15 protein-coding genes are annotated in these 21025 nt (G+C 53.3%); 2 read left to right on the forward strand and 13 right to left on the reverse strand.

Annotation, left to right across the window (positions count from 1 at the left end; all coding sequences use genetic code 11):
• Positions 1-2: 2 nt before the first annotated feature.
• From MKX70_RS29010 to MKX70_RS29055, 10 genes are all read right to left on the reverse strand, one after another.
• Positions 3-1991, reverse strand: coding sequence for a Na+/H+ antiporter (locus tag MKX70_RS29010; RefSeq protein ID WP_340841367.1), 1989 nt, complete (start codon positions 1989-1991; stop codon positions 3-5).
• 617 nt (positions 1992-2608) lie between these two features.
• The gene (locus tag MKX70_RS29015; RefSeq protein ID WP_340841368.1) at positions 2609-3928 is read right to left on the reverse strand and encodes an ABC transporter substrate-binding protein; all 1320 of its coding nucleotides are present in this window, start codon (positions 3926-3928) and stop codon (positions 2609-2611) included.
• Positions 3928-5727: a sensor histidine kinase gene (locus MKX70_RS29020; protein WP_042135374.1), complete on the reverse strand. Its 1800-nt coding sequence runs from the start codon at positions 5725-5727 to the stop codon at positions 3928-3930. Before MKX70_RS29020 ends, MKX70_RS29015 begins: the two co-directional genes overlap by 1 nt.
• 178 nt (positions 5728-5905) lie before the next feature.
• On the reverse strand, positions 5906-6577 hold the full coding sequence (locus MKX70_RS29025) for a hypothetical protein (RefSeq protein WP_076242728.1): 672 nt from the start codon (positions 6575-6577) through the stop codon (positions 5906-5908).
• A gap of 12 nt (positions 6578-6589) precedes the next feature.
• Positions 6590-8734, reverse strand: a complete 2145-nt coding sequence (locus MKX70_RS29030) for a hydantoinase/oxoprolinase family protein (RefSeq protein ID WP_340841369.1) — start codon at positions 8732-8734, stop codon at positions 6590-6592.
• Between the two features lie 70 nt (positions 8735-8804).
• Positions 8805-10088, reverse strand: a complete 1284-nt coding sequence (locus MKX70_RS29035) for a citrate transporter (RefSeq protein ID WP_256703768.1) — start codon at positions 10086-10088, stop codon at positions 8805-8807.
• Between the two features lie 114 nt (positions 10089-10202).
• The gene (locus tag MKX70_RS29040) at positions 10203-10469 is read right to left on the reverse strand and encodes a hypothetical protein (protein WP_340841370.1); all 267 of its coding nucleotides are present in this window, start codon (positions 10467-10469) and stop codon (positions 10203-10205) included.
• A gap of 292 nt (positions 10470-10761) precedes the next feature.
• Entirely contained in the window at positions 10762-12114 is a 1353-nt protein-coding gene (locus tag MKX70_RS29045; protein ID WP_340841371.1) for an FAD-dependent oxidoreductase, read from the reverse strand.
• 36 nt (positions 12115-12150) lie between these two features.
• A complete protein-coding gene (locus MKX70_RS29050) occupies positions 12151-12891 on the reverse strand; it encodes a response regulator transcription factor (RefSeq protein ID WP_340841372.1) in 741 nt (246 codons plus the stop codon).
• A gap of 272 nt (positions 12892-13163) precedes the next feature.
• Positions 13164-13892 carry an HAD family hydrolase gene (locus tag MKX70_RS29055; protein WP_336102848.1) on the reverse strand — a complete coding sequence of 243 codons (729 nt, stop codon included), beginning with the start codon at positions 13890-13892 and terminating at the stop codon, positions 13164-13166.
• A 194-nt stretch (positions 13893-14086) separates the two neighbouring features.
• Here MKX70_RS29055 and MKX70_RS29060 point away from each other — a divergent pair, with 194 nt between their 5' ends.
• On the forward strand, positions 14087-15238 hold the full coding sequence (locus MKX70_RS29060; RefSeq protein WP_340841373.1) for a YhgE/Pip domain-containing protein: 1152 nt from the start codon (positions 14087-14089) through the stop codon (positions 15236-15238).
• Between the two features lie 106 nt (positions 15239-15344).
• Positions 15345-15857 (forward strand): PadR family transcriptional regulator, encoded by a 513-nt coding sequence (locus MKX70_RS29065; protein WP_042234542.1) that lies wholly within the window; start codon positions 15345-15347, stop codon positions 15855-15857.
• Positions 15858-16040: 183 nt separating this feature from the next.
• Here the strand turns inward: MKX70_RS29065 and MKX70_RS29070 are convergent, their stop codons facing one another.
• From MKX70_RS29070 to MKX70_RS29080, 3 genes are all read right to left on the reverse strand, one after another.
• Positions 16041-16298, reverse strand: a complete 258-nt coding sequence (locus tag MKX70_RS29070; protein ID WP_025708535.1) for an AbrB/MazE/SpoVT family DNA-binding domain-containing protein — start codon at positions 16296-16298, stop codon at positions 16041-16043.
• 824 nt (positions 16299-17122) lie between these two features.
• Positions 17123-19219 (reverse strand): glycoside hydrolase family 36 protein, encoded by a 2097-nt coding sequence (locus MKX70_RS29075; RefSeq protein WP_042234539.1) that lies wholly within the window; start codon positions 19217-19219, stop codon positions 17123-17125.
• Positions 19220-19675: 456 nt separating this feature from the next.
• Entirely contained in the window at positions 19676-21001 is a 1326-nt protein-coding gene (locus tag MKX70_RS29080; RefSeq protein ID WP_042234536.1) for an ABC transporter substrate-binding protein, read from the reverse strand.
• Positions 21002-21025 lie beyond the last annotated feature (24 nt).

Consider the following 21025-nt stretch of genomic DNA (forward strand, 5'->3'; position numbering starts at 1 on the left):
GCCTAGCCCATTTCTTCCCTCAATTCATATTCCATAAACAGAATATCACGTTTCATTTCCTTCATGCTAGCTCTGGTAATGCGTCCGCTCTCGTACATGAGCTGAATGTTGTCACGCTCCAGCTGAATCCCTGCTCTGGACAGCTCCTGCAGCGCCTCTTCAAACTCCCGTTTGGTGGAGGAAAGTGACTCCGTACGGGTCAATCTCATCTGCCCCCGTTCATAGCGCATGATCAGGGCGCTGACCGCTTCGGGTTCGGTCTCCCCTTTACTTTGCAGCGCTCTCAGCTTCTTCAAGACGTAGGCAAAATTGGCGGACTGCAGCCGGTTCCATTCCTCACGCCGTTCCTGGCCGCTCAGACGCACCTGCTGGATCACTCCTACAATCTCTTCCCAGCTTTTGATTGGAACCAGGTCATTCCTGTACTCCGGATCACGGGTGTGCATGAATAGCTGCTTGTTCAGCCGGTTCAGATAACGGTAGGCCGTGTACGGATTCACCTCCCGCTGCTTCATCGCAGTCAGGGTGTACTCTCTTTGCCACTTGAGCGAAGTAACACCCAGCATCCGCTCCATTTCCTCTGCAGCTTCATTTTTCTTCAGCATGCGGATTCTTGAGGTGTAGGTGCTGATTAAGTGGCTCAGGGCCATTCGCGAATGATCCGTAGCCTGATCGTTTAGACCGGAAACTACGTTGCGCAGAATTTCGATTTTGGCCTCAACCTCTTCTGCATTATGCTCTGCTTCATTTTCTTTGCCGAGCAGCAGCGGCAGCAGATAGTTGGAGGCCAGCAGGGTCCAGAGAATCACACCCGCCGCAAGGAAAATAATCAGATCCCTGGCCGGAAACCGGGTACCGTCATCCAGGAAAAACGGCAGTGACATCGTACTCGCGAGTGTGATTGTTCCCCGGACTCCTGACAGCGTGAGAATGAGGGCTTTCTTGAACTCCAGCTTCCAGTGTCCCCGCGGCTCCTCCCCTTCGGGAATATCCATGATCAGCATCCAGATCAGACGCAGGCCAAGAACGGCCGCTGTTAATAATAACGTGTACAGGATTACCTGGAAATTCCCGATATCCGGATTGTTCCAGACAGTCTGTATGATCTCCGGCAGCTGTGTACCCAGCAGCAGGAAGACCAGGCCGTTCAAGACAAAAATAATGACGGACCAGGTGCTTTTGGACACGATGCTCAGCTTAGCCACCTCGGGATTCATCTGCTTATATCCGAAGGAATGGGCAATACCTGCGCTGACAACGGCCAGGATTCCATTAACCCCCAGCTCCTCTGCCGCCATAAAAATCGCAAATGGAGTCAGAATCTCAATCAGCATATGTAACGTAACGTTCTCCATCCCGAGTCTGCGCAGCCATCGGACTATCCCGTATTTAATCAGCGTGAGCAGCAGCCCCAGCACGACACCGCCGAGTGAAATGGTAATGAAGCTAAGGCTGGCTGTTCTGAGGGAGAATGCCCCGGTGACCATAGCGGCCACGGCAAACTGAAAGGATACCAGACCCGAAGCATCGTTGATCAAAGATTCCCCTTCGAGAATCTGCATCGTCTGATGCGGGATTTTGACCTTCTGCTCCAACGCGCCTACAGCGATGGCATCCGTAGGGGCAAGTGCCGCCGCCAGAGCAAACGCCGCAGCTAACGGTAGAATAGGCAGCAGCCAATGCAGGAAGTAACCCAGGACGCCTACCGTCAGGAAGACCAACCCCAGTGCGAGCAGCAATATGGGCTTCTTCAGCTTCCATAACGCCACTTTATCCGCAAGCCTGCCGTCATTAAACAATAAGGGGGCAATGAAGAGCAGCAGAAACAGCTCCGGATTCAACGTCAGTTCAAAATGCAAAGGCAGCCAGGTCAAAGCCATCCCCAGCACAATTTGAATGATGGGCACGGAAACCGAAGGGATAAACCGGTTCACCAGATTGGACAACGAGACCGCGGCCAGCATCAGCAAAATATATTCAAATAATTCCAAGCGATCAAACCTCCAAGTCTGCACTCACTAGCGCTGCTATTAAAATAAAATTTGTATGTAAACTCAGTATAAACGATCTTTAGGCAAATATCCGCCCCTGCACTATCCGGGCATGCAAGTCAGGCAGCTCAGTTCACAAGCCGGATTGTTGTAAATTTGGCGGTCTGGGGTTGTGATTACGCATTACGTACGCTGTTCCTCAGTCCCTCCGGCAGTAAAGCGGGCTGCCAAAAGCTCAGCTCACAGTGTGCGGACAGCTACAAATTGTTGTATGTAATACAGCTTTGCTCCTGAATAAACCGGGTGCCCGGGAGGATTGTTGTATGAAATACAAGATTATTTCATATATCGGCTTGGTGGAGGAGGAAATCCTGCTTTTTATACAACAATTTTGAATAATAGCCGATTTAACGGGATAATTGTTGCATTTCGTGCAGGATTTTGCATCAAGTCTAAGCAAATTCGCATTCATTCCGTTTCCTGCAGCAGTCGCGTTGCTCAAACCAGTCTCTATCCACGTATGCAAAATAACCCCACAAAGTGGGGCTGTGGCTTCGATGATTACTCAGGCACTTTGGGGGGCCGAAGGCGGTCTTTAACGTGTACAAAGTCCCCTCTTATTTCATAAGCGGGCCCACCTCAACCTCCATTTGTCCGAGCAGTCCGTCCACGGTAGAGCTTTGCGTGTAGAGCCCGTCCAGCAGCCTCTGGATCTTCGTATCAATCTGCTGCCAGTTCTTATGGCCCGGCGCTATCCGGGCATCCGCGATCTGGTCGAGCACGGCCAGCTGGATGCTCTCCGGCGAAGGCTTGGAAGCCGCTCTCAGGAAGACATCCGATTCAAGCACGGATTTCCGGGACGGGACGAAGTATTGCGCGGTAACGCTCATGGCTTCTGCGCTGGTGATGAACTTCAGGAATTCCGCGGCTTCCGCCGGATGCCTGGTCTCGAATACAGAGACTCCCGCATAGCCGAGTGAAGTTCCAGTCCCCTTCACACCTGCCGGCATTGGAGCGATATCCCAATCAAAATCAGTAACCGCACGGGCCTTCGAGGTATAGCTGTAACGGTCCGTATACATACCGATCCGGCCGCTGTCGAAGGTTAGCTCATCGCCCGGAAGCGGATGCACCTTGTCCTTGAACATCATATCACTGTAGAGCTGCAGCGCCTCTCTCCCTGCCGGAGAATTCAGCGCAAAAGCCGTTGCACTGCTGTCAAACAGCTCGGCGCCATGCGACCAGAACAGCGGCAGCAGCGCATCCGACCAGTTGTTCCAGTCGCGGACCAGCTTCACGCCGTAAATGCCTTGCTGTGAATCAGTGAGGCTGCGCGCTGCCTTGAGAAATTCCTCGTAGTTCCAGTTCCCTTCCTTATACAGCTCCGTTGGCGTCTTCAGACCCTTCTCAAGAAACAGGTCCTTATTGTAGTAGATCAGCACCGGAGGCGTAGAGAATGGGATTCCGTACAGCCGATCCTCCCGCTTGAAGATGTCAAGTGTAGACGGATAAATATCCGCGTAGTTATATCCGGGATCTTCTTTGACCTCTGCTGCAATGTCCACCAGCTGGCCGGATTCCAGCAGCTGGGGAATCATCCGCTCCGCCAGCCAGCCGGCATCAGGCGCGGTACGGGAGGCCAGCATGATCGACAGCTTTTGCTGATAATCGGCAAACGGAATCGTCATGATCTCTACCTCCATCCCGGGATGGAGCTGTTCATATTCATCCACCAGGCCCTCAACCATTGCCTTCTGCGCATCGTTGCCCCAAATGCTGAACTTCAGCTTCACAGGCTCCTGCACAGCAGCCGCCTCACTTCCTCCTGCTTCTTCACCTTCCACTTTCCCGACAGACGCCCCGCTTCCTGCCCCTGAAGAGCAGCCCGCAGCCATTAATACCGCTATCATAAGGCTTAGCAGCCTTGTCCGCATCATTAATCCTCCTCCTGCCTGTCCCCGGCGGGACCGGCATTGTTCATGGCTTCCCAGTTCATCGGCAGCCGCAGTGAGACCGTTACCCCGCGCTCTGCCGTATGATCAAGAGTTAATCCGTAAGGCTCTCCATAGAGCAGCCGGAGCCGCTGATGGACATTGCGCAACGCAAATCCCTTTTGAATCCGGCCGAAGCCGCCCTGCTCCGTCTCTGTACCGGGCCGGGATTTATTCTGATACAGCTGTTCTTCAAGCTCCTGCATCCGTTCACCGGTTATGCCAAGACCATCATCCTTGACGGACAACACCAAGTCTTCCTCTTCCACCGAAGCCGTCAGGGCAAGCTGCAGCGTGTCCTGGCCCATGGCATGCTCAATAACATTCTCAATCAGCGGCTGCAGAATCAGCTTCGGCACCACGCAGTAATCGAAGGAAGAGTCAATATGGATTACAGCCTGCAGCTTGTCTCCAAGACGCATACCCTGGATTCGAAGATACGCTTCTACGAATCTTACCTCATCCAGAACGTACACCATCTGCTCCTGATGGCCGACCGTGTAGCGCAGCAGCTTCCCGAGACTGGTCACCACACCCGAGAGTTCCCGGGTATTGCCCTGAAGGGCCAGCATGTTCACCATTTCCAGGGTATTGTACAGAAAATGCGGATGAATCTGGCTCTGCAGCGCAAGCAGCTCGGCTTCCCGCTCCTTCAGCCGGGTCTCATAGACCTCTTTGACCAGACGGTCGATCTCGCCGATCATCGTATTGAAGCCTTCGGTCAGCTGCCCGATTTCATCGCTCGTAGTGACCGTCGCCCGCTCCAGGAACAGCCCCCGCTTCACCTGCCTCATCTTCGACTGCAGATGGGCAATCGGCTTAATCAGGCGGTTCGACAGCAGAATCGCCGCCGCATAAGCAGCCATCAGGGCTACGATTGAGACAATCAATGTAGAATTCGTTAGCTCGCGTGCGTCTTCCCGGAGCTGCGTCCGCGGAATCAGTGAGGTCACCTTAAGTCCCGTATATGAAGAGTGGGCAGAGGCTGTAATATAGGATTCACTTGAATCGGGAAGCCCGTCTGGCCCTGAGTACAGCATAACCTGATCCTTGCCGGTAATCTGCAGCAGACCGCTCCCGCTCGAACGCACCGTAGATACAATCGAACCGAACCCCCGTGCCGTCAGATCCACCTTGACGATCCCCAGCATGTCATTCGTATAGGGCTCACGGATAACCCGGGCCACCGAGATAATCCCCTGCTTCGCCTCTGTATAGTAGGCCGCAGCATGCGGCGGCAGGATGGCAAGACCACCGTCTTCCTGCTCAACCGCCTCCATCCAGTCTGCCATGCTGCGGTCCCACCGCTTCCTGACGCTCTGGTCCAGATTACTGAAGATTCCTCCGTCATTGGTGAACACCAGAATGCTCTCAATCTCACCCCGGTCAAAAGCCAGCGAAGAAATAAACAGATTCATCTTCAGCGTCTCATCCGTAGTTAAATAAGTGTTCGCCGAGCCGCTGCCGCTGTGCTTGCGGAGAATCTGCATCATATCCTCATCGTACAGCGGCGTAAGTGTAAGCCGGTCCAGTTCCTTAATGTAATGCTCCAGGTTGATATTAATCTGGCTCACAACCTGATTGGATAGCTCCACAGTGCTGCGCTCCACACCGGCAGTATATTTCTTATAGCTGATGGTGCCGATCACGAGAAACGGAATCGTAATCAGCAGGCAGAACAATACGATAAACTTGGTGCGCAACGGCACGTATATTGATTTGTTTGACCCTTTTCTGAATGGCACGCGGACAGCCTCCCCAAACTCTGGTTACCCACTCCAACATAGCATAATTCGAGTCCGAAGTCAGAGACGTTCTCCCTGGCTGGCGCAATAGCTTCCTCTACAAAAATACAGCAGACAGCACACCTCTTAAGGTTGCTGTCTGCTTACGTGCACAAGGCTGCTGTCTGAAGAAGTCCGCTCAGCTATTCTCAAGCTCTCCGGACCAAACCTCCGTCTGCCTCCAGAATTCAGCAGCAGTCAGCGTACCGCTGTGAATCATATAAGCGTAATCCAGCAGATTCGGCAGGCAGGGCAGATCCAGAAGATAACGGCTGAACGCATGCGCGGCGATCTCCGAGGTCTTGGTCACGCTGGCCCGGATGCGCAGCGGACCCAGGGAGAGGCTGCTGATGTCGTCAAGCCGCTTGTTGGTGTATCCCAGCTCCGTGAACTCCAGATCGTGGAACAGCTCATGCGCGAGATGGATGTCTGTGATTTCCTTCAGCGTGAAGGAACGGCCGGGAAGCAGCACACCGGCACACTGCCGCAGTTCTTCCATGGACGATTTATACAGCGTAATGGCGCGCTCCTTGGCCGACAGCTCAATCTGGGCGCGGAAGCGGATCTGCCCGATGGTGCCCTGCCGTTCATTGAGATTGACGCTGATTCCGCGGTCCCGGCAGATGGCCCCGACATCCGTGCCGTAGCGGGCTTTGAATGAAGTGGCCTGCTCCCTGCCGATCGCCAGCGGGCGCTCTACATAATAACGCCGTTTGCTGTGCGGTATTCTGTGAAACAGCAGATCATTTGTGAGTTCGGCATATCCCAGCACACTATCGCTTGGTAGCGTCCGTTCAGCTGTCTTCATCATCCTGTGCACCTCCTACTGATAGACGACAGCGAGTATTTCGCTGTTGTCCTCGAGCAGCTGGGTTTCCACTTCGAGAATGGAGAACAGCTGCTCCTTGGTCTGCATCCCGGTCAGATCGAGCATTTTTTCCTTATAGAAGACAAAGGTCTTCGGGATCGTCGCATTAGCGTCCGAATAGATTGTATTCTCCTCCAGGAACGAGGCAAACCGGTCGGCCATATTCTTCTTCAAAAAAGCCAGATGATACGCATTCGTCTTCTTAAATCGCACCACGCCCTCGCGGTCCAGCACGCCGACATGGCTGAGCTTCTTCTTCACCAGCCCAAACATGGACTTCTTGATTTCGCCGGACTCGAACAGGAACCATCTGCCGGAGGCCGCCTTCAGCTCCGTCTGGCCGGCCGGCTGGCCCAGTGCTTCCGCCGCCGTCAGCAGCAGCTCGTTCACGGGCACCTCGCGGCTGGCCAGATCCTTCGAGCGCAGCTCGGTCGAGCCGGTGGCGATGGCCCGCAGAATATTGCGCTGCGAATCGATCTCGATCGTCACGTCAACCGTGGCTTCATTCGCTCCGGACTGGACGATTTTCTCCATAATCTCCGCCCGGATCAGCTTGATATCCCGCTCTGTCGCACCGACCACAGTCTTCTCGATCTGCTCGCGGACCATTGCCATCCCAACGCCGATCGTGGAGATATACGGCGCATTATTGGCGATCTGGTGCTTGAAGCCTTCACTCGCCGCCATTGCCGGAACGAGCACTGCTCCGCTTCCGCCGCCGCCCACCAGCGTAACAAACCCGGTGTCCAGCTCATAATCGCTGATCATCTGGTTCACAACCGCCATCACCTTGCGGATGGCAATATCCATTGCTGCCCTTGCTGCGTCTTCCGCAGACATGCCGAGCCGGGAACCCAGCGCCTGCCAGGCTATTCTTGTGCTCTCCATATTCCCGCGGGCATAGTCCGTCTCCGGCACATGATTCAGCAGATTCGCCGCACCTGCCAGGGTCAGCGCATATTCATGTCCTCCCGCACCCCGGACGGTGACGTAATCCGGATCTCCCGGGCGCGGACTGACGAGACCGATGACAGGCTGCTCCAGATTCTCCTTACCGGTGAAGCATTCGTACTCCAGACCGGCGATATGCGCACTGCGCGGGCCGACATCCGTGATCTTGCCTCCGCCGATCTGGATCATGCTGCCCCCGGCAACGGCGAGCGTCCGTACATCCAGCGAACGCAGATAAGTCTTATGTCCGCCTACCTGGGCATTCTCAATCATCACCTTGCCGTTCTTGATCACGGAGATATCTACGCTGGTTCCGCCGACTTCGAAGAAAATACCGTCCGATATCTTCTCATACATCAGGGCGCCGGCCACACCGGCCGCCAGCCCTGACAGCATGGTCAGAATCGGACGCTTGCGCACCTCGTCGATGCTCATGACACCGCCATCGCAGCGCATGATCATCAGCTGGGAGGTAATCCCCGCTTCTTTGACGGCCTGCTCAGTCATGTTGGCGGTCTCCATCATCTTCGGAATCAGGCTCGCATTGACGACCGCTGTGCGGGTCCGCGTCTTCAGCCCATAGAGCTGGGAGATTTCATGTCCGCCGGTGGCGTACACTCCCCGGCTGCGCGCCGCTTCCATCACTCTCAGCTCATTGGCCGGATCATCGACACTGTAGGCTTCCGAGGCCACAATAACCTCTGCACCCTGGGCGAGCAGCTGATCAATCGCCGCATCGATGGTTTCCGGCGTCAGTTCCTTCGAATCAATGAACTTGTGATAGGTGGTAAGATATTTACCGGCAGCCAGCTCGATATTCGCCACATTGGTCTCGGAGCGGGCACTGCGGGCATCCAGTCCCGTGCCCATCCCCACGATGCCTACACGGGCAACATCTCCTTCGAGCAGAGCATTGGTGGCCTGAGTCGTCCCGTGGGCGATGAACTTGATGTCACCGGGAAGAATGCCGTTCTCGCTCATAATCCGCTGAATGATCTGGACAATCCCGCTGGCGACTCCGCGTTCATCGTGATGTGTTGTGGGCATTTTGACCTTGGACAACACCTCAAAGGTCTCATTGTCTATCGCAACGGCATCCGTGAAGGTTCCCCCGACATCGATGCCGATCCTGATTTGTTTATTGTTCATAGCAGGTTCTCCTCTCCATGAAGCTTATGTCTCTAATCTGCAATCTGTATTCGCCTAACCAGAGCTTAATCTAGAAAACGGTCAGACCCGCGATAATCATCGAGATCATCACAGCCGCGAACATCCATGGCAGGGTTTTGCGCAGCGTTTCAATAATATCCGTCTTGGTGTAGTCGGCGATCCAGACATTGTGGGAGTTGGTCGGATCGCTGACAGCCTGCAGATTGCTCACGATACGCAGTGCCAGCATAGCCGCAACTGGTGCCATTCCTCCGGCAACAATCAGTGCCGCGATTCCGCTGCCGAGTCCCCAGACGTTAAGCGGTCCACGGTAAATCGCAAGCGGAGACAGCAAAGTGAAGACGAGAATGTACATCAGCGGACTGGTTGGAATAATGCCTTCGATCAGCGGCTGAATCAGCAACGCCACCGGAGGTGCAGTTACCGCGCTGAGCAGCATCCCGATCCCGATCATCAGCCCGAGCGCACCGGCCACATCCTGAATCCCTTCCACCAGCGCACTCGACAGCACATGGATCGGACGCTTCGGTGTGGCGAGCAGCAATGTGACAACCGCCCCCATGAAGACTGCAGAGACAATATCAACCTTCAGGAAAAATACCAGCAGCACCGGAACAAGCGGGCTGATAAGCGCAATGGCTCTTACGTTTTTGGTATCCTGAGCCTGGAATTCCGGCTTGAGCGGCATGGCCCAGGCACGGCGGACCTTGCCGTCTTTGCGGGTATAGTAGACGATCATTATCAAGGCAATGACAATCAGCGGAATAGCGCAGATCAGTGAATACGAAGCAATCGTGTTCGTGGGCACCTTAAGCACATCGGTATAAATCGCCCAGGTGGAGACGTTGAAGACCACGCCGACCGCATTGGCCAGCAGGACAACAAGGCCGCTGACGAACGGCTTAAGACCGGCGGTGAGCATAATGGGAATAGCGATCGTTCCGACGAGAATGACCATGCCCAGCCCGTTGGCAGCCGAGAAGATTACAGACGCAGCGAGGAAAAAGATAAGGGCAATCGCCAGCGGCTTGTCACCGGCCAGCTCCGCAGCCTTGCGGATAATGGTCTTCGTGATGCCGACCTTGCTGAGAATCTGGCCGAACCAGGCACCGAAGATCAGTCCGGCGATGGCGGTAGACAGCTTCATGGCCCCGCCTGCGAGCACACCCTTGGTGATGGTGAAGGTATCCGGGTTATCGGACAGGAGCGGGATACCCGCGATCGCCGCCAGCAGAATCGCCATCATCGGCAGGGCGAGCAGCGTGGTCAGCTTGCGGGTCATCATCAGGCCCACAAACACAATGAATACAAGTAAAATGCCGATAATCTGCACAGTTTCCAAACCAATTCCTCCTAAATTTTTGTGAAATATACGTTGTTATAAGAATTATTGTGCTTAATTACCATCGGAAACCAAGCAAGCTTGGAATCAAATGAACGGTATAGATTAATCTTGAAAATGACAACCTTCCGTATCATATCCGCGCTTCCCAGTCTTTGAGAGCAACCAGCGTGGGGTGTAAGAAGCTAGTAACAGAGCTATAGCTATAGCAGCAGCAACAGAAACAGCAATAGCAACAGCAGCAACAACAGCAATAGTAACAGCAATAGCAATAGCAATAGCAATAGCAATAGCAATAGCAATAGCAATAGCAATAGCAATAGCAACTGCAACTGCAACTGCAGCAACAGCATTTAATTGTATTTCATACAACTAAAATCTGGCGAAAAGCCGGTTTTACCGGAATAATTGTATTCTGTACAACTAAAAATAACGATAAGTCCCCTTTTGAGGAATATGGGGATTATAACTGTATCAAATGCAATTAAAACCTTCGTAGCGCCATAAACGCTCACTTTAGTTGCACAAAATACAGTTAGAGCTTAGGCGCGGTCCCGTCACAGCCACCAGCCTGCGGCTCTAGCAAGGAGCACGGCGTGCTAATCCGAAAGATTAACAGTTCAAGCTGTACATTACATTATTTTTGCGCACCATGCTCCGCCCGTTACACCTCCAGATAAGCGCCATGCGCCACGAGTGTCTGCTGCAGTTCCTTATAGTCCACCTGCTGCACGGGGACTCCTTCTTTCACGGCCAATGCCGCCGCAGTACCGCCCGCCTGACCAATTGCCCCCACCGTAGGTGTAGTTCGTACAGCCGCCTGCGCTTCAAAAGTAGCTGAAAGACATCTGCCGACCACAATCAGGTTGTCGATTTCGTTCGTAATCAGGCAGCGGTAAGGGATGCCGTACATCGCCCCCCATTCCAGGTGATCCGTTGCGGTTCCCTCGCCGTCCGGGCTGTGAATATCAATCGGATAGCCGGAGTGGGCGATCACATCGGCAAAGGGCTTCACCGACAGAATATCCTGCGCGGTTAGCGTATACACGCCCTTGATCTGGCGGGAGCCGCGGACACCGATGGACGGACCTGTGGAGACTACCACAGACTCTTCAAAGCCGGGAATATACTTTTTCAAAAAGAGCTCCAGCTCCCTGCACTGTCTGCGCCCTTCAATCTCCGCCTCGCTGAGGCTCCACGGATCTGTGCTGTCCTTGCCCAGAATACGTGTGGTATTCATGATAATCTCACCGGGATTGCTCGTCTCGAAGAACAGCACATCCTCTCTCGGAATACTGATCTCACCGCGCGACTTGGCTTCCCGGAACTGCTTGTCGAAGCCGGCGACAGATAATCTGACCGCAGAGTCCATCACGGTGATATCAAGGTTCATGCGCGGGAAGTCCTCGCGGTGCTCCCGGATGTACGCCTTGATCTTCTCCGTGTCCACCCCCCTCATCTTCATCTTCAGGGTCATCGGCTGCGACTGCTCATCGGATTCACGGCCTTTGGTGAACGGCACTCCGGACCAGGCAGCCAAGTCCCCGTCTCCGGTAGCATCAATGAACACATCTGCCGTAATCCGGCTGAGCCCTGCCTTGTTGCATAAGGTAAGCGACTCAATGCGTCTGCCCGATACTTCAGCCCCGGCCAGCATCGTATGATACAGCACCTCGCCTCCGCTCTCCTGCAGCATCAGATCCAGCTCGTATTTCATCGCTTCGGCATCGAACGGTGTCACCGAATAAGTGTAGTTGGTCGCGTCCGGGATATGCCCCGGTGATTTGCCGAGTGCCTGAAGCCGCTGAATCAGCTCATCAGTGATCCCCTGGATAGCCTGCTTATGCCCGGCATGAAAAGTCATCATCGGCCCGACACCCGCAGCGGTTAGAGTTCCGCCGAGGAAACCCCCTGCCTCTATGATCAGTGTTGCGGCGCCTGCTCTTGCTGCCGCGATGGCCGCGATCGAGCCGGATACCCCGCCGCCTGCTACAACAACTTCATATTTCCGCATCATTGCTCCTCCTTTTCCCCTTTTAAGTTAACGGTTACATTACAGCTGTTCCCTGTACTGCGTGGGAGTGCTGCCGGTATAGTCCTTGAATACCGCCATGAAATGCTTGGAGCTTAGATAGCCTGATAATTTGGCTACCTCATAGATTTTGAGATTCGTTTCCTTCAGCAGCTGCTTGGCCCGGTTCATCCGGCACTCCGAGACATAATCCGTAAAGTTCTGCCCTGTTTCCGATTTGAACAGCACTGACAGATACTGGTGATTCAGATGCACCTGCTCCGCCATATATTGCAGTGAAATTTCCTGATCCAGCCGCTGCGTAACCAGTTCTTTCACTTTACGGATCAATTGCCTGCCCTTCAGGTCTGTTCCGCCCTCTTCCGGCTGGTCGGCCAGGCCGCTCCGGGTTCCGTGCTTGCGCCTGTAATCCCCCAGTGCCTGGGCCAGCTCCGTGCGGTCAACCGGCTTCAGCAGATAATCGCTAATGCCGTATTTGATCGCCTGCTTCGCATATTCAAAGTCGGCATACCCGCTTAGAATTAGAATGTACAGGTCAGGGTACTGGTCACGGACCCGCCGGATCATCTCCAGACCGTTCATTTCATTCATCCGTATATCCGTAATCAGAACATCGGGCTTCACACTCTTGAGCGCCTCCAGCGCAAGTCTTCCGTTCTCTGCTTCACCCACCACCTGAAAGCCGCCGATAACCTCCTCAATCAAATGTTTGAGGCCCGAACGGATCAGAGCTTCGTCTTCAACCAGAAACAGCTTGTGCAAGCCTATCCCTCCTCATCCACATTGTCCGGGCCTCTGCGCCCGCCTTCGCCGGGCTCCTGAGGTTCACTTCTGGTGAAACGCTTACACTATCAGTATAAATTTTGCATACCTCCAAAGAAACGGTCCACATTCGAGAAAAGGTATGAAATTTCGAGATTTATCCATACCCGTCCCCGCTGATGCCAAAACGGATGTCCTTAACGCCGGTGATCCGGCAGTAAAGACATCCGTGTGTACTTGCTTTTGTACAAACTATTCCGGGATCTGCTTCCTTACAGGTCTTGCGCTGTGCTGTTGTCGTACAGCCCGATTAATTCATCGAAGGAAGAAATAATAACGTCGGAGCCCTTCAGCTCATCCTGCCGTCCGAATCCGGCGTAGCCGCAGCCAATTACCGTCTGCCCGTTGCCCTTGCCCGCTTCCACGTCAGAGGAACGGTCGCCCACCATCCAGGCACTGCTGATATTGTGGTTGTCCAGCAGGAGTCCAAGCAGCTCAGTCTTGGTTGCCGTTCCTTGTCCGCCTGCACTGTATAAGCCCTCGAACAGCTCCTTCAGCTCATGCACCACTACGATGCTGTGAATATAATCCTCCAGCCCGTTGCTGGCGACGAACAATTTCACTCCGCGCGCATGAAGCGCACGCAGCGTTTCCACTACCTTAGGATACAGAAGGGTCCCTCCGGCTTCCAGTCCTTCAATTTCCAGCTGCAGCAGCAGCTCATCCGCCCGGCGGTGCACCGCCGCGTCCGCTTCCGGCATTACATTCTTCCAGATTTGCGCCAGCAGCATGCCAAGGCTGCCCAGAATGCGCTCCTCCGGCGGAGTAGGCCCGGAATACAGCCCTTCCTCGCGCAGGATATCAAACATTTTATGATAGGCCGGCAATAGCAGGCTCTCCGTCTGGAACAGCGTACCATCCATATCGAATACGATAGCTTCCGGTTTGTTCAATTTCGGCAGCTGCCCGTGCTCTGCCTGTGTCTGTTCTTCATAACTCATAAGGTGACCCATCCCTTCCAAATTGTTCTGCCTCTGACTCTCTAGTTCATCTGGAGCTTCCATAACACGCTTTAATGATATAGGAAAGCAGCACGTATTGTCTACGAACCCAAGAATATGCATTGATTTTATTATTTCATAATGATATATTACATATCGCCATATAACACATTGGTATAAGGAGTGTTTACACAATGAAATTAATCATTCAGTTTCTCAAACAACCCGTAACCATCGTCGGGATTATTACTGCGCTGCTGTTCCAGGTCTTTTTCAGCCTCATCTGGATCACCGGCTACGATCATGTCACTGACCGGGTAGATCAGCTGCCGGTCGCCATTGTTAACGGAGACGGCAGTGCAGCCCAATCCATCGCTGACAATATATCCACGTCCCTTAACTTCGAACAGGTGGAGGGCCTCTCTCTGGCAGAGGCGCAGGACCGGCTCGGGCATCGTTCCCTCCGAATGATTATTGAGCTTCCCCAAGGCTTCACCGCTTCACTAAGCGAGCCTTCGTCCGGGGCCAAGATCCGCTATTATCTGAACGAATCCAATCCGCAAATGGTCTCTAATGTCATGCAGGGCGTAGCGGCCAAAGTCACTGCTGCCATGGATGCAAAGAGCAGTGCTGCGGGACTTGGAGGCGTGCTCACTGCCATGAAGCTGCCGGAGGCAGAAGCCGCAATGATTCGAAGCAGCGCAGCAAGCCGGATCAGCTCCGATATCCAGATTGTGAATCCGGCTACCAACTTCGCTGAAACCATGGTTCCGCTAATGGTCGTTACGGCTTCCTTCACCGGCGCCATGCTGCTGGCCATGAATCTGAGCAAAGCCTCTGCCAGTCTGGCCGCTGCTGCCAGAAAATGGCAGATGCTTAGCGCCCGGTATGTGCTGATGGCTGGTACTGCACTTGCCGGCTCACTCATCAGCACTTCACTGCTGCACACTCTCGGCATCCACTCTTCGCAAGGCTTCCTCGGCATGTGGATGTTCGAATTTGTCGTCATCCTCTCCTGCATGACAGTCGCCAATCTCAGTCTTGTGCTGCTCGGCGATGCCGGAGCGTGGCTGAACATTGCGCTGCTGTCCTTGCAGATGCTGAGCTCCGGGGCAACGATTCCCCGGGACGTACTGTCCCCCTTTTACCAGTCGGCCGGCCAATTCTTCCCTGCTTACTATGCTGTGGACGGCATGCTGGATCTTGTCATAGGCGGTGAGGGTATCCTGCACGACGTGACGGCGCTGCTCTATATTGCCGCTGTTGCTACCGCTGCCTGTGTCCTGCTTACCCTGCTCCGCCGGGAGAAAAGCCCAATCCGGGCCGAAGCGGCAGCCAATGTCTGAGTACCTGCGAAGCTTCTGAGACCCTGACACCTTCCGCGAGCTCAAATTGAGTCCGGCAGCACAGATGTGATATGGTAGGAAGGAGAGAGAGGAGCGGCAGACGTTCATGAACATTCAAGATGTAATACTCGGGATTCTGAGTGAGAAGCCCCATTCCGGCTATGATATCAAGCGGCATTTCGAAGAGTATTTCTCCTTCTTCTTCGATGCCAGCTTCGGCACGATTTACCCGACCTTAAGCAAGATGGAGAAGCTGGGTCTGATCTCCAGGGAAGCGGTACGCCAGGAAGGCAAACCGGATAAGAACATGTTTACGATTACCCCCGACGGTAAGCAGCACTTCCAGGAGTATTTACGTCAGCCTGCGGAGAAGGAGGTGCTCCGTTCCGACTTTCTGATGCATCTGTATTTCGGGGACATGGCGGATGAAGAGACCATGCATACCCTGCTCCGCGAAGCCCTCCGGGCCAAACAGGAGATGTACGAGGATCTGGAGCATAAGCTGCAGGAGCTGGACAAAACCGGCAAGCTGACACCCTCCCAGAAGCTCTGTATGGAGCTGGGGCTGGTGCAATACGATGCTTTTATCCGAAGAGTACAGAGTGCGCTGGAGAGCTGAATTATCAGCATTGCCGGGCATAGATCTGCACGCAACACAAAACGGCAGTCCTCCTTAAGCCTAAGCCCGGGGAACTGCCGTCTTTGTTTATACTATTTAAAAGGGACCGGAGTGCAAACACTGTTAAAGTGCCTGCGCTGCGGTCCCTGCTGTCATTATTTATGGTGCGGTTTAGAACAAAACTTATACGTGGTCGAAGCTTGCAATCAGTTCGTCGAGAACATCTTTGCTGACCATTTTGCCTTTGAAGTTGATCAGGTTCTCGGCACTTCCGGAGAAGATACAAGTAGGTTCATATTTTCTGAGAATGATCTTTTCGCCGTCCACAAAAATTTCGAGCGGGTCTTTTATGTCAATTCCCATCGTTCTGCGTAGTTCAATCGGAATCACGATACGTCCCAGTTCATCTACTTTTCTTACAATACCTGTTGCTTTCATCATTATGCATCCTCCCTTGAAATAACGCTTGATTCATCATTCAGTGTTAAAAGCTATCAAAGCTTCTAAATAGTAGAAATGATTATGCTATATCTGCATTGTAAAGTGCTATTTCTTTCCTGTCAATTTTATTTCTACATCTTTTGATATATATCGACAAATTATTCGACAAAGTTTAGAGTATATTCGACAAAATAATAACATGAATCATATTTTATCCAATATCCTCTCGGATTGACAGTTTTTTATTTAAATTTTAGAAAAAACCTTGATTTTAGTAGTTTTAACTTCCGGTTATCCTAATCGCTGCGACTCTGTTCCTATTTCTGTTTCTGTTCATGTTCATGAAGATGTTCATTCCCGTTCCCCATCCTGCTCTTCTGCCCCACCTTTTATTGTTTTCTAGTCTCTGCTCCGAGAACAGTTGGATAAAAGGCACTTAATACTGGCTCAAGTTTCTCTGCCGGGAACAAGAGTTGGAAAAATGACACTTAAATCAAGCATAATCTGCTCGGTTAGTTATATGGGCAAAAATTAAATGATCTTTTTCCACTTAATAGGTCCAAAACTCTGTAAATGGGCAAATTAAGATACCTTTTTCCACTTCCTATATTTACTGGACTGTTTCAACCTCTGCTTCGTCTATACACCAAATCGCAGGAAGTGAATCGAACAACGGGTTCGGCGGAATTAGACGGATGATTCAGACGGTTGATTCAGACAGTTGATTCAGACGGTTGATTTCCCTATTAATAAAAATACCCCCTCAAATACCTGGAGTTCGATCCTCCAGCCCTTGAGGGGGCGGTACTTATTTAGGGTTAATCCTAAGACCGAAGCTCGAAGAGCCTCGCGGTCTTGCCCGGCGGGAGCGAGACGCTCAGTCTGCCTTCCGCCGGGTTCCAGCTCCATTCCGCTCCGTGCGCCTGCGGATAGGCGCAGCGGGCATCTGCGGCCTGTCCCTTCAGCTCAGGGACGGGCAGCGTAATCCCGGCTGCATCTCCGGCAATCCGCCATACGGCAATATAACGGATATCTCCGTGGCGCAGGCCGAAGCTGACCCATTCCCCGCCGCTGTCCGGCAGACCGAGCGGCCAGAAGGCGAACGCCTGCGGGATATGGGCGCGGATGGATTTGTAATAATCCAGCGCCTCCTTCACCAAGGCTCTGCGCTGTGGCGCAAGCTCGGCCAGATGGCCGCTCTGGTGAACGCGGAGCAGCAGCGCATTGACCATGTTGAAGATGACCTCTTCATCATCGCCTTCGCGCAGCGGATACGACCACACGGCAGATTGCTCCGGCGTCAGCGCCGCCGGGGAACCTGCGGCAATGGCCGCGTACTGCACATAATCCTCCTGGTCGCTGGTGGACTGGATGCTATGGCGGCTGAGCATGGCATAGTCCATCCGCATGCCGCCGCTGGAGCAGTTCTCGATTACCAGTTGCGGGTAACGGACGAAGATACTGTCCAGCCAGGCCAGATACGCCCGGTTATGCTGCAGCAGTCCATCCCCGAAGCTGTCCGCATCCGTCTCGGTACCAATTCCTGCGTTGATGTTGTAATCCATCTTGATATATCCGACACCGTATTCTTCCACCAGCCGGGCAATGACGCCATTGGCATGCTCTATGACCTTCGGACTGCGGTAATCCAGCTGATACCGGCTGCGGTCCTTCACCCGTTTGCCGTGGCGCATGAAGAACCAGCTGTCGTCGGTCTCGGCCAGCTTCGGACTGTTGACCCCCATAACCTCCAGCTCCAGCCACAGTCCGGGAATCATCCCTTTGCTACGGATATCGTCCAGCACATATTTGATGCCTTCCGGGAACCGCTCCATCGACGGCTCCCACTGGCCCACGCCATCCCACCACTCGCCCGGAGCATACCAGCCCGCATCAATACAGAAGTATTCACAGCCGACATCGGCGGCGGCATCAATCAGCGGCAGCAGCTTCTCTGTTGTCGGACTCCCCCACAGACAGTTCATGTAGTCATTAAAAATAATCCGCAGCAGCTCATTGTCCTCATTCGGTCTGCGGATGATCCGCCGGTACGCGGTCAACTGTTCTGCCGCGTCCTGGAAGCCGCCCTGCACAGCGCCTGCGGCCACCGGCACAGAGGTGAATTCTTCACCCGGGGCCAGCTTCAGCCACCAGTGATTGTCATGCTCCGTAGGCCCGCTGACCAGCAGCGTGAGCTGGTCGTACTGATCCGTCAGCTCCCAGTGCCAGGAGCCGTTGTGCTCAATCTGCCAGAACAGGCTTGTCCCGCTCTCCTTGTTCTGCAGTACCGCCATGGGCAGCAGCTCAGCCGCCGACCAGGAGCCGGTATTGCTGGCGGCAATCCGTTTCGAGCCGCGGTCGGCCAGATGGGACATGCCCAGCTCCGGCAGGCTATAGCTCTTCCACTGCAATTCACTCTGCCAGCCGCTGTGAGCAAGGCTAACTTCAATTTTACCGTTACGGTCTCCACTGCCCTCTTTATCCACTCCCGTAAGCGCAAAGGAGGAAATATACTCGACCGCAGCAGCCGCATCCCCTTCATTGCGCAAGACCGTCCAGGAGCGCACAATCTGCACGCTTGTATAGAACTGATAATGCTGCACCGCCCGCACTTCCGTAACCAGATCCAGCAGTGTAATTTCCAGCTTGCGTCCCAGCTCATTTACATAATCGCTGTGTCCGCTATATACCATACGAAGCCCCGGATATGACGCGCGGTGTGTCCGACCGTGATATTCTGCCCGGTCTTCGCCAGACAGTTGCAGCTCCAGCAGCCGGAAGCCGGGCTTGTTCTTCTCTTCAATATCACCAGCTTCAAGTGGCGCCGCGCCGAAATGCAGCAGCCGCACATCCTGCTCTTCCGTAATTTCAATCGTAAGATAAAGTCCGTTCTCGCCAATCTCTATGAGTGTGCTGGCCATGTATATTTTGCCTCCTGACAAATGTTAGTGTAAATATTAGTCTCTTTGGTCGTTTTGGTCTCTTTGTTTTCTTTGTTTTCTTTGTTCTCTTTGTTCTCTTTGTTTCTATGCCTCTCCTGATTATGAGGCCTTCTCTTATATTCGTAACTCCTGATTTCTTGCGTTGCTCGCATAAGTGGCGAAGTAACGGAGGGAGGTTTGGAATTGGAGGAGCGCCAGCGTCCGCCTGAAAGCTTTCCGCAGGAAAGCTCGCTTCGGAAGCATACGCTGTTTGGATTTCTACTGCGGCCAGCAGTTTAAATCGGGAAATCCAAACCTAACAGCGGCCGGAAATCCAAACATCCCGCAGTTACATATAGCCACTTCTGCCCGCCACCGCCACAAATCCGTGTTACATAGAAAGAAGGCCCCCTCAGTAATAAATCTACTTCGGAGGCCCTCCCGGTACTAAAGCTTTTATTGAGCGGACCCGAATTGAATCCAGGCCTTTTGAATTTCGTCAATCGCTTGATCCTTAGTCTTGCTGCCGCCGATATAAGCCTGCATTAATTCACCGAATTTCTGGTGGAACGTATCCAGCGAATAGTTCACCGACAGGTCGCCGGATTTCTCGGTTTTGAGGATCTCTTCCATTTCCTTAGGCATTTGCAGGTCAGGCATCGGTGCATCCTTGATTGGAGGAATAACCTTAGCTACTGTGGAGAACCAGCTCTTACCGTATTCGGAAGTGTACAGCCAGTTGAAGAATTCAATCGTTTCAGCAGCTACAGCAGAATCCTTGTTGATGCGCAGCGCCTGGTCGGCACCGGTGATGATCTGGGACTGCTCAGCTTTGTCGCTGACAGGGTAGCCGGCGATGCCCAGATCAAAGTCAGGGGTGATTTTCTTGATCGCTTCTTCATCCCATGCGCCTTTACCGGTCATGAATGCTGTTTTGCCAAGGGCAAAGTCACTGACTTCAGCATTGCTGTCGCGTTCCAGCGGCTTGTCCGTTCCGTGTTTTACCGTAGTATCAATGAAGGTGAAGAAGTTATCCTTCAGCACCGGATGATCCGCGAAGGTCGTTTTGCCGGCGATGAAATCAGCTACGAGTGTTTTAGCGTCAGTACCTGCATCAGTTGCTGCAGCGTCAACGAAGTGTTGGAAGATATGCTTCCATACCCACCACTCTTTGTAGGCGTTGGCGAATGGCGTGATGCCTTTCGCTTCGAGCTTAGTGATTGCGTCATCCATTTCAGCGGTAGTCTTAGGAACTTCAGTGATGCCTGCATCTGCCAGCAGCTTCTTGTTGTACATCAGGACGAACAGGTTGCCTTTGACCGGAAGTCCCAGTACTTTACCGTCCGTGGAGCTCATGTTGGAGCGGACAGCATCTGTCATCGCTGCTGCCAGCGGTTCATTGGTCAGGTCAGCACTGTATTCAGCGAAAGTATCGATATCGCCACCAGCGGTAGTCTGGAACACGTCAGGCGTGCTGCCTGCGGCAATTTTGGATTTCAACACCGTATTGTAGTCAGCCTGCATAATTTCCAGATTGATTGTTACATTTGGCTTAACCTTCTTGTATTCAGCGATGTAGGCGTTGAAAGCGTCTGTGTACTCGGGAGATGCGGTAAACATATTAATCGTGACGGGCTTGGAAGAATCTGTAGCTGTATTCTCTGCTCCATTTGTTCCACCCGTGTTGTTAGCGGCATTATTATTGTTGTTCCCGCCGCAACCGGCCAGCAGTCCGCCGACGAGCAGCAGACTCGCAGATAGTGCCATAAATCTTTTTAACATGATGTTGCCCCCTTTTCCTTATGC

The organism is Paenibacillus sp. FSL R7-0312 (genome assembly GCF_038004445.1).
In the GTDB taxonomy this organism is placed as follows: Bacteria; Bacillota; Bacilli; order Paenibacillales; family Paenibacillaceae; genus Paenibacillus_AQ.

Bases quoted from the DNA above. Each gene is read 5' to 3' on its own strand.
- MKX70_RS29015 (WP_340841368.1), bottom strand. From the start codon at position 3,928: ATGATGCGGACAAGGCTGCTAAGCCTTATGATAGCGGTATTAATGGCT.
- MKX70_RS29025 (WP_076242728.1), bottom strand. From the start codon at position 6,577: ATGATGAAGACAGCTGAACGGACGCTACCAAGCGATAGTGTGCTGGGA.
- MKX70_RS29030 (WP_340841369.1), bottom strand. From the start codon at position 8,734: ATGAACAATAAACAAATCAGGATCGGCATCGATGTCGGGGGAACCTTC.
- MKX70_RS29045 (WP_340841371.1), bottom strand. From the start codon at position 12,114: ATGATGCGGAAATATGAAGTTGTTGTAGCAGGCGGCGGGGTATCCGGC.
- MKX70_RS29055 (WP_336102848.1), bottom strand. From the start codon at position 13,892: ATGAGTTATGAAGAACAGACACAGGCAGAGCACGGGCAGCTGCCGAAA.
- MKX70_RS29060 (WP_340841373.1), top strand. From the start codon at position 14,087: ATGAAATTAATCATTCAGTTTCTCAAACAACCCGTAACCATCGTCGGG.
- MKX70_RS29065 (WP_042234542.1), top strand. From the start codon at position 15,345: ATGAACATTCAAGATGTAATACTCGGGATTCTGAGTGAGAAGCCCCAT.
- MKX70_RS29070 (WP_025708535.1), bottom strand. From the start codon at position 16,298: ATGATGAAAGCAACAGGTATTGTAAGAAAAGTAGATGAACTGGGACGT.
- MKX70_RS29075 (WP_042234539.1), bottom strand. From the start codon at position 19,219: ATGGCCAGCACACTCATAGAGATTGGCGAGAACGGACTTTATCTTACG.
- MKX70_RS29080 (WP_042234536.1), bottom strand. From the start codon at position 21,001: ATGTTAAAAAGATTTATGGCACTATCTGCGAGTCTGCTGCTCGTCGGC.